This is a genomic window from Bacillus sp. AFS001701, assembly GCF_002559405.1.
GTDB lineage: Bacteria > Bacillota > Bacilli > Bacillales > Bacillaceae_G > Gottfriedia.
The window spans coordinates 1-9,336 of the sequence record NZ_NTZO01000014.1 but is presented as its reverse complement, the minus strand read 5'-3'; the positions used below and the strand labels follow the sequence as shown (position 1 = coordinate 9,336).

Here is a 9,336-nt window from a genome sequence, read left to right as displayed (position 1 = left end):
TTACAATTTTATAATGATAAATATGATGACCAATTAAAAAACTATTTTCTGGCTGATGAGCATCTAAAATATACTGGTCTACCTATTGATAATATAGAAAAATGTGTATTGGAGGCTGATCGTCATGCGATTTTAATTTTGAGTAACAATGATGTTGCAGGGTTTTTTGTTTTGCATGGTTGGGATGGAGTTAGACAATATAGTGATAATAAAAATGCAATACTATTAAGGGCTTATTCTGTTGATACAAATTTTCAAGGTAAAGGGATTGCGAAACAATCTTTAAATTTATTGCCTTCTTTTGTAAAAGCGAATTTCCCTGAACGAGATGAAATTATTTTGGGTGTGAATTATAAAAATACTGCTGCACAGCATGTTTATTTAAAAAGCGGATTTATTGATAGTGGAAAGAGAGTAATGGGGAGAAAAGGTGAGCTCTTTATTATGCATATGGATCTAATATAAGTTTAGAAAGAAGGAAGATTGATGTACGGAGTTGTAGCGTTATTTGATGCAAAAACCGAGCAAATCATTAAAGATATTTGGACAGAGTTAAGAGAAAAATCGATTTCTTTCTATGCTGATGAAGTAGTAGATCGTAAACCGCACATTACTTTAGCGAGTTATCATAATTTAGACAAAAAATGCTTCTTTGAACAATTTGATAAATTTTATGAGAATAAGTCGGAGATAAATATTACGCTTAATTCAATTGGTTCGTTTCTAAATACTGGTATATTGTATTTTTCACCAATTGTTTCAAAAGAGTTGATTGATTTTCATGAAGATTATCATATTTATTTTAAACAATTTGATGATAATCCAAATTCTATCTATCTACCTGAAAAGTGGGTACCACATTGTACTTTAGCTAATCGATTGTCACCGAACAAACTAGTAGAAGCGTATATTTATTGTTTATATCGAAATGACACATTGGTTGGGAAGTTACAAAAGATTGCTATTATCGAAATGGTTAATAAAAACGATGCACCTATAATATGTTCAAAGGATTTAAATCCCATAAACTAAGTTAAAAAACTCGTAAATCATTGCGAGTTTTTTATTTTTAAGAAAACTTGTTGATAATATTCAAGCGTTAGATCAAGATAATGCTCATTGAAAAAGTAATTGAAGTTATTCATTCCTCTCATCCTACCGAAATGAAATAAATCTCTAATTCAAAGAGCGAACTGAAAATAACTCAATCGAGTTGTATTCAGTTCACTTGTTTTATTAATTTGAGTCGTTTAGACTCAATAAATGTTGATTTATTGGGGTTCTTTAATTCTGGCATGGTTATTGCAAAAAGTAAAAGATATAGGGGAAAAAATAGGGAAATGAGAGGGGTTTATGTAAATGACTTTTAATAAAGTACAAAATGCAACGACTGAAATCTTTGAAAGAACTTTAACTTATGATTTATACACTGATCCAAAGGTTTTAGAACAAGAACAAGAAAAAATCTTTTCGAAGTCTTGGCAGTTAGTTGGGCATATTAGCCAGTTAGAAAATATTGGAGATTTCTTCACAGCCGAAGTAGCGGGTGAACCGATTATAGTAACACGCGACAAGAATGAGGTTATTCAAGCTTTTTATAATGTTTGTCCACACCGAGCAACTAAGCTAGAGAAAAATGAAAGTGGAAATAAAAAAATTCTACAATGTGCTTACCATGGATGGACTTTTCATTTAGATGGTAAATTAAATAAAGCTCCTAATTTTAGAGGGGAAGATTTAGCTTGTGTTTCAAATGCTTGTTTACGATCTGTAAGGATGGAAATTGCTGAGTCATTTATTTTTGTTAATTTAGATGATCAAGCTACGTCATTAATTGAGACATATGGAGATTTTTTTGAAAAGCTAAGTAAATTTCCTTTTTTAAGTGAACTAAAAAGAACGAGCAGTAGATCGAGAATTATTAAAGCAAACTGGAAAGCATTTATTGATAATTATTTAGAATGTGATCATTGTCATGTAGCGCATCCGAGCTTTGTCGCTACGCTAGATATGAAAGACTATCAAATTATTACATGTCAAAATTATTCTGTTCAAGGATCAGTAGTGAAAGCGAATAAGAAGATGGGATCATTAGATTTTAATGAAGTAGAAATGCAAGGAGGTACCTTCTATTGGTTATGGCCAAATTTAATGATGACCATTTATCCTGGCCCAGGAAATATTGCTACGATCCAAATGGTTCCTATCGATCATGAGACAACACTTGGAATCTATACTTACTATTTTAGAGATGAAAATTTAACACAAGAAGAAAAAGACTTAGTCGAATTTGCAGAAGTGGTACGAAATGAAGATGTTGAACTAGTTGAATTAGAGCAAGTTGGATTCCGTTCACGAGCATTTAATAAAGGCTTTTATTCATCTTCAGAGAAAGCGATTGTTCAGTTCCATGAAACTGTCCTAAGTGCTTTGGAGGAAGAATGATGATAAACAAAGTAAGTCCAATAAAAAAATATTTATTTATTAATGGAGAAGAGGTACAAACAAATGAGTATTCAAACCTGTATTCTCCATACAGTAGAGAAGTAATTTCAGAGATTGCTGTTGCAACTAAAGAACAAACGGAACAGGCAATTGAAGTAGCATATCAGTCAAAAGATGAGTTTGCTAGAATGCCAGCATATTTGAGGGCACAAATTCTTGAAAATGTCGTACAGCTATTAAAAGAAAACTTTAATGAAGCAGCAGAAATTATTACTAGGGAAACTGCTAAACCAATTACATTTTCAATGGGAGAGGTAACACGAACAATTGAAACATATAAATTTGCAGCAGAGGAAGCAAAGCGAATACATGGAGAAACAATTCCGTTTGATGCTGCTTCTGGTGGTATAGGAAGAGTAGGATATACAGTAAGAAATCCGATTGGTGTTATTGGAGCGATTACTCCCTTTAACTTTCCTATGAATCTAGTTGCTCACAAAGTTGGTCCAGCTATTGCGTCTGGTAATACGGTTGTTTTAAAACCGGCATCTCAAACGCCGCTTTCGGCACTATTTATTGCTAAGCTATTCAAGCAAGCTGGCTTACCGGATGGTGTACTAAACGTTGTAACGGGTCCTGGCCGCACGGTTGGAGACACGATTGTTGAAGATGATCGAGTAAACATGATTACTTTTACTGGTAGTACTAGTGTTGGGATTAACATAAGAAATAAAGCAAAGTTAAAGAAAACAACGCTTGAACTTGGATCAAACGCTGCCGTCATTATTGATAAAAAAATTAATATTGATAATATTATTGATCGATGTATAATGGGTGCCTTTTCAAATCAAGGTCAGGTATGTATTTCATTACAGAGAATTTTTGTTCATGAAGAGATTTACGAGGAATTTACTACTAAATTTGTAGAGGCAACTAAACAATTAAAACTTGGTAATCCATTTGACCATGAAACATATCTTTCTTCATTAATTTCACCTGATGAATTAGATCGAACGTTAAGCTGGATTGAAGAAGCCAAAAAAAGCAATGCAACCATTCTTGTGGGTGGCAAAGTACAAGGGAATATATTAGAACCTACAATTATTGCTAATTGTACACCTAGTTTAAAGGTTTCTTGTCAGGAAGTATTCGCTCCAATTGTGACTGTTACTAAGGTGAATTCAATCAGTGAAGCCATCTCCCACGTAAACAATTCACACTATGGGCTACAGGCTGGAATCTATACGGATAGCGTATCGAATGCATTACTTGCTTCAAAAGAGCTCCACGTAGGTGCGGTAATCATTAATGATGTTCCAACGTTCCGAGTGGATAATATGCCATATGGTGGTGTGAAAGAAAGTGGAACAGGAAGAGAAGGGATAAAATTTGCAGTTGAGGAAATGACAGAGTTGAAGCTTATTGTCTGGAATCAAAACTGAATTAAGTAAGGTAGGAGATATGGTATGAAAACACATAAAATAGCAGTTATTCCAGGGGATGGAATAGGGCCGGAAGTGATTAATGAAGGCGTGAAAGTTTTAAATAAAATAGCTAGTCTCGATGATTCTTTTCAATTCGAATTTACGTCTTTCCCTTGGGGCTGTGAGTACTATGCACGATACGGAAAAATGATGGATGATGATGGAATTGAAAGATTAAAAGAATTTGAGGCAATTTATTTAGGAGCTGTTGGATTTCCTGGTGTACCTGATCATATCTCATTGTGGGACTTGCTATTAAAAATTCGTAAGAGCTTCGATCAATACGTAAATATACGTCCTGTAACTCTATTAAAAGGAGCACCGTGCCCCCTCGTAAATATCAAAACCGAAGAAATAAATATGTTATTTATCCGAGAGAATACAGAAGGTGAATATGCCGGAGCTGGTGATTGGCTATATAAAGGAAAAGAAAATGAAGTAGTTTTACAAAATAGCGTTTTTTCACGTAAAGGTACTGAACGAATCATACGCTATGCGTTCGATATAGCCCTAAAACAAGGAAAAACATTAACAAGTATTAGTAAAGGTAATGCTTTAAATTATTCAATGGTCTTTTGGGATCAAATATTTGAAGAAGTGAGTAAAGATTATCCTTCAGTAAAAACATATTCTTATCTTGTTGATGCAGCTGCTATGCTCATGATTAAAGATCCGAAACGATTTGAGGTAGTAGTGACTTCTAATTTATTTGGTGATATTTTAACCGATTTAGGCGCTGCTATCGCAGGAGGTTTGGGACTTGCAGCTGGAGCAAACATAAATCCTGAGAGAGCATATCCATCAATGTTCGAACCAATTCATGGTTCAGCACCAGATATATCTGGAAAACAGATATCGAATCCACTCGCAGCAATTTGGTCTGCTAGCCAATTACTCGATTATTTAGGATATGAACAATATGGTAAGGTAATTCTTACTGCAATTGAACAACTATTAATTGAAAAAAATGTTTTAACACCAGATCTAGGTGGATCATCTACCACTTCTGAAGTAGGGGATTGTATCGTGGAATTGATAGCTTCTAAAAATGATGTTTTACAGACTCAAAAAAATTAATTATTTCAGCTGTTGACAAACGCTTGCTTTCTTCGTTGCTTCGCCTGCCTGCGCGGTGCTCATTACCGTCAAAGGTAACTCCGCTCCTCGAAAGACAAGCGCTCGCAATCAGTCTGAAAATCAAGTTTTTAGTACTTTGTCTACACACAAAAAGGGAAATACTATAGAAGTATCTCCCTTTTAGTTTAATCAGTCAAAATTTATTCGTTTTTACAATACTTTTGGATTAATTTGTTTGCCTTTGTTTGACTTAAACCAAGATCCTTTGCAACCTTTCGAGAGCTCTTATGAATCTTGTAAGATTCGATAATCATTTTTTTCTCAGTTTCTTCTAAAATATTTTCTAAAGAATTTTCTTCTTGGATTGTGATTGTATGGTCTTCAGGAATTAATTGTGACGGCAAGTCAGACATTCGGATGACTGATTCGCTAGTAATAACAAGTCTTTCAATAATATTTTCAAGTTGTCTGATATTACCAGGCCATTGAAAAGCTTCAAAAGTATTTTTTACATTCATTGAGAATGACCGGTTAACGTTGTATTTATGATTGAACTTAGTTAAGAAATGATTTGCTAATAAAGGAATATCTTTTTTTCTATTTCTAAGCGGAGGAATTTGAATATCAATTACATTTAATCGGTAAAATAGATCTTCTCTAAACTGTTTTAATTTTACCATTTCCAATAGATTACGGTTCGTCGCAGTAATAATACGAACGTCGACCTTTTTTAATTCTCTGCCTCCTACAGAAAAAAAGCTACGATCTTGTAATACTTGGAGTAGTTTTGCTTGGAATTTTAAGGAAATTTCTCCGATTTCGTCTAAAAAAATTGTTCCTTTATTTGCAGTTTCGAGTAAGCCGATTTTTCCATTCTTTAAGGCTCCTGTGAAGGCACCAGTAGCATAGCCAAATAGCTCAGATTCCAATAAATCTTCTGGAATAGCAGCACAATTAATGGCAAGAAAAGGACCAGTATTCCGGTTACTTAAGTCATGAATATATTTTGCGAGTACACCTTTTCCTGTTCCTGATTCACCTTGAATTAAAATATTTGTATCAACAGGGGCAATCTTTTTACAAAATTCAATGATATTTGTCATTTCTTCGTCAAGTGTTAAAAATCCATTTGAATTAAAATGTTTGCTCGAATCAAGCGTTTCATGAATGTTATTATGAATTATAGAAATATAATTTTTTTCGCGAGACGTAATAAAAATGAAATCTAATTTTTTATTAATAGGATTGAAAATTGGAATGGCAGTTGTAACTAATTCTTTACCAGTATGTGTAGTCTGATTGATTGTGACGGTATTATTTTTCTCTAAAACAATTGGAATTATTGAAGGCGTCCAATACCCTTTTTCCAAAAAAATATCATTCTGTTTTCCTATAATTTCGTTCTGTTGTAAACCGTAATGTTGCTCACACATTTTATTAACATAAATGATTTCAAGATTTCGGTTTAAAATATAAATTTCATCAGAAGAATAGTTTAAAATATTTAACAACACTTCTTTATCAAATTCTAGTATATCTGAGAGATTGGAATAACTTTTCATCATTTATACTCCTTTTTTAAGCGCTTACAATAAGAGACTAATATTTTACTATTTTATAAAACGAGTTTAACATAAGTCTACAAAATATTAACAGAATTTTTTAAATAATCAACTTAAAGGTAAGGAGGAAATGGAATGAAATATTTTGCAATTTTTTTAACTATTTTTGCTTTCATAGGATCATTAAGTATTGTGAATCGAGTTGAGCCTTACATATTAGGATTACCATTTATTGTATTTTGGTCGGCTAGTTGGTTAGTAATCACATCTGTTTGCCTTTTTATTAGTAATGCTATTTTAGAGAAACAGGAGGAAAATCAATGAGCATTCTATTAATAGGAATTACGTTTCTAGTAGCTCTCTATTTAGGTATACGTGCCCGAAGAGGAAGAGAAATGAAATTGGAATCATGGGTAGTGGGAGATCGGAATTTTGGTAGTATTGTCATGTTCGTCCTTATGGCAGGTGAAATGTTTACAACGTTTATTTTCCTAGGAGCTAGTAGTGCATCTTATTCAATGGGAGGGCCAGTAATCTATATTTTCTGTGCTGTTACTTATATTATTCCATTTTGGATCTTGCCTCATATTTGGCGTTATGCGAAAAAGCATAATTTATTAACTCAGCCAGATTTCTTTGTTAAAAAATATAATAGTAAATCTTTAGGACTACTTGTTGCACTGGTTGGAGTTGTTTCAATTGTTCCATATATGGTCCTTCAACTAAATGGTATAAAAATTATAGTATCTGAAGCTTCATACGGCGCTATTTCTCCAAATTTAGCAGTTTGGATTGGAGTAATTGTAGTGACAATCTTTGTTTATATTTCAGGAATTCATGGTTCAGCATTCACAGCTATTTTAAAAGATATTTTGATGCTCATAACGATTTTGTTTTTAGGGATTTATTTACCTTTCCATTATTACGGTGGTGTAGAACCGATGTTTAGAACTTTAGATGCCGCTAAGCCCGGTTTCCTATTATTACCTAAGTCTGGCTACAGTATTTCTTGGTATGTATCAGTTTGTTTAATTATTGCGCTCGGTCAGTATATGTGGCCACATGTTTTCGGTGCAAGTTTATCATCAAAAGACTCACAAACATTACGTAAAAATGCGGCACTTATACCGCTTTATCAAATTCTGATGGTTTTTATTCTTTTTATTGGCTTTACTGCACTTTTACAAATGCCACATATCCCAGGTGAACGTACTGATTTAGTTTTATTCGAAATTGCTAAAGCGACACTTCCGCCTTGGTTTATCGGTGTAATTGGTTCAGCTGGTCTATTAGCAGCTTTAGTACCTAGCTCGTTGTTATTATTAACGGCCTCAACCTTACTTTCAAAAAATATTTATAAAGCAATAAAACCGGAAACAAGCGATGCGAAGTTAGCAGGACTTACAAGAATCTTAGTTCCTATCATAGCTTTAATAGCATTATTTTTTACATTTTATGGTGGAAAGACAATGCTTTCTCTTTTATTAATGGCATATAGCTTTGTCTTACAATTGTTCCCTGCATTAATTGTTACGTTCTTAAAACGTAATCCAGTTACTAAAATTGGAGCAGTAGCAGGAATACTATCTGGACTAGTTACAGTAGCATACGTAACAATAAAAAATACAACATTTGGAACAATATTCCCTCATGCTCCTCAATTTTTGAAAGATTTTGATTCAGGATTTATTGCATTCACTATTAATATTGTCTTTATGTTTGGAGTTAGTGGAATTACTTATTTAGTAAAAATAAGACCAAGGGTAAGGCAAGAAACTATAAAGGAACAATGGTGAGAAAGATGAAAATTGTATGTATTGGTGATAGTCTTACAGAAGGTTTAGGAGTATCAAAAGTTGATGCTTGGCCAACAATTCTTCAAAATGAATTATCAGTTGAGATTATTAATAAAGGGATTTCAGGTGATACAAGTACTGGAATGCTGTCACGATTCTACCATGATGTCGTATTAAATAATCCATCACATGTTATTATTTGTGCAGGCGGAAATGATTTATGGTGGGATGTTGAAATAAACTATATACTTTCAAATATTTATTCGATGGTAAAACAAGCGATTCATAATGGTGTTCAACCTATTGTAGCAATTCATCCACCAATCCACATAGATCAGATCAATCATGAAGAAGTGTGGGAACCGATTTCTGGTTATGAAACATTTGTGTTGAAGGCAAAAGAGTTTGCTAATCGAATCGAGCAGATGGTAAAAGTGAATCAATTTAAACTGATTGATTTTCGAATTCCATTCCAACAACATCAGCATCTAAAATCGGAATTTTTTGAAGGCACTGATGGTGTACATCCAAATGAACTTGGTCATGGTGCTTTAGCAAACCAGGCATATCAAACGATTATCGAGTTATGATTAGTTAATAAGGTCCAAATGAACGGATAGCAAAGTTAAGCTATCCGTTTTTAATTTTGGGGAAAGAAAACCTTAGGATTGGGGTTCTAATAAAAGACCTTGTATCCACTTAATTAACTGTGTCAATTGCTTTAAGTTCATAATCCAAATATGTATTCTCATTTCTCCATTCGATTTTCTGAATAACAGCTATTCCAAACGGCTTTTCATCATATTTTCGTGAAACATTGATTGGTGTATCAATAGGAAACAAATGGTACCCGTTAAGTTCTAAAGAGAATAGATTGTTTTCGTGTCTAACGGCGTGATCGTTCGTTACAATTAACCAATTAAATTCAAAAGGCATACTCATATTTTGAAAACTCCTTACATTGAATAAAAA

10 protein-coding genes are annotated in these 9,336 nt (G+C 33.3%); 8 read left to right on the top strand and 2 right to left on the bottom strand.

Going from position 1 to position 9,336, the window contains the following annotated elements; translation table 11 throughout:
* From CN514_RS01430 to CN514_RS01410, 5 genes are all read left to right on the top strand, one after another.
* On the top strand, positions 1–465 hold a 465-nt coding region (locus tag CN514_RS01430), incomplete at its 5' end, for a GNAT family N-acetyltransferase (protein ID WP_098231054.1).
* Positions 466–486: 21 nt separating this feature from the next.
* Entirely contained in the window at positions 487–1,032 is a 546-nt protein-coding gene (locus tag CN514_RS01425) for a 2'-5' RNA ligase family protein (protein WP_098231053.1), read from the top strand.
* Between the two features lie 327 nt (positions 1,033–1,359).
* Complete coding sequence (locus CN514_RS01420) at positions 1,360–2,445, top strand: aromatic ring-hydroxylating oxygenase subunit alpha (RefSeq protein ID WP_098231052.1); 1,086 nt, start codon at positions 1,360–1,362, stop codon at positions 2,443–2,445.
* Positions 2,445–3,887, top strand: a complete 1,443-nt coding sequence (locus CN514_RS01415) for an aldehyde dehydrogenase family protein (protein WP_098231051.1) — start codon at positions 2,445–2,447, stop codon at positions 3,885–3,887. Before CN514_RS01420 ends, CN514_RS01415 begins: the two co-directional genes overlap by 1 nt.
* A gap of 24 nt (positions 3,888–3,911) precedes the next feature.
* Positions 3,912–5,006, top strand: coding sequence for a tartrate dehydrogenase (locus CN514_RS01410; protein ID WP_098231050.1), 1,095 nt, complete (start codon positions 3,912–3,914; stop codon positions 5,004–5,006).
* 200 nt (positions 5,007–5,206) lie between these two features.
* Here the strand turns inward: CN514_RS01410 and CN514_RS01405 are convergent, their stop codons facing one another.
* Positions 5,207–6,568, bottom strand: coding sequence for a sigma-54 interaction domain-containing protein (locus CN514_RS01405; protein WP_098231049.1), 1,362 nt, complete (start codon positions 6,566–6,568; stop codon positions 5,207–5,209).
* A 135-nt stretch (positions 6,569–6,703) separates the two neighbouring features.
* On the opposite strand from CN514_RS01405, the gene CN514_RS01400 reads away from it, so the two are divergent.
* The 3 genes from CN514_RS01400 to CN514_RS01390 are packed head-to-tail and all read left to right on the top strand — an operon-like array spanning position 6,704 to position 8,954.
* Positions 6,704–6,892, top strand: coding sequence for a DUF3311 domain-containing protein (locus CN514_RS01400; protein WP_025671330.1), 189 nt, complete (start codon positions 6,704–6,706; stop codon positions 6,890–6,892).
* Positions 6,889–8,364, top strand: coding sequence for a sodium:solute symporter family protein (locus CN514_RS01395; protein WP_098231048.1), 1,476 nt, complete (start codon positions 6,889–6,891; stop codon positions 8,362–8,364). The genes CN514_RS01400 and CN514_RS01395 overlap by 4 nt, the downstream gene beginning before the upstream one ends.
* 5 nt (positions 8,365–8,369) lie before the next feature.
* A complete protein-coding gene (locus CN514_RS01390) occupies positions 8,370–8,954 on the top strand; it encodes a GDSL-type esterase/lipase family protein (protein ID WP_098231047.1) in 585 nt (194 codons plus the stop codon).
* A 109-nt stretch (positions 8,955–9,063) separates the two neighbouring features.
* On the opposite strand, the gene CN514_RS01385 is transcribed toward CN514_RS01390, so the two are convergent.
* The coding region (locus CN514_RS01385) for a DUF2584 family protein (protein ID WP_098231046.1) at positions 9,064–9,336 on the bottom strand (273 nt) is incomplete at its 5' end.

Bases quoted from the DNA above. Each gene is read 5' to 3' on its own strand.
- CN514_RS01425 (WP_098231053.1), top strand. From the start codon at position 487: ATGTACGGAGTTGTAGCGTTATTTGATGCAAAAACCGAGCAAATCATT.
- CN514_RS01420 (WP_098231052.1), top strand. From the start codon at position 1,360: ATGACTTTTAATAAAGTACAAAATGCAACGACTGAAATCTTTGAAAGA.
- CN514_RS01415 (WP_098231051.1), top strand. From the start codon at position 2,445: ATGATAAACAAAGTAAGTCCAATAAAAAAATATTTATTTATTAATGGA.
- CN514_RS01410 (WP_098231050.1), top strand. From the start codon at position 3,912: ATGAAAACACATAAAATAGCAGTTATTCCAGGGGATGGAATAGGGCCG.
- CN514_RS01405 (WP_098231049.1), bottom strand. From the start codon at position 6,568: ATGAAAAGTTATTCCAATCTCTCAGATATACTAGAATTTGATAAAGAA.
- CN514_RS01400 (WP_025671330.1), top strand. From the start codon at position 6,704: ATGAAATATTTTGCAATTTTTTTAACTATTTTTGCTTTCATAGGATCA.
- CN514_RS01395 (WP_098231048.1), top strand. From the start codon at position 6,889: ATGAGCATTCTATTAATAGGAATTACGTTTCTAGTAGCTCTCTATTTA.
- CN514_RS01390 (WP_098231047.1), top strand. From the start codon at position 8,370: ATGAAAATTGTATGTATTGGTGATAGTCTTACAGAAGGTTTAGGAGTA.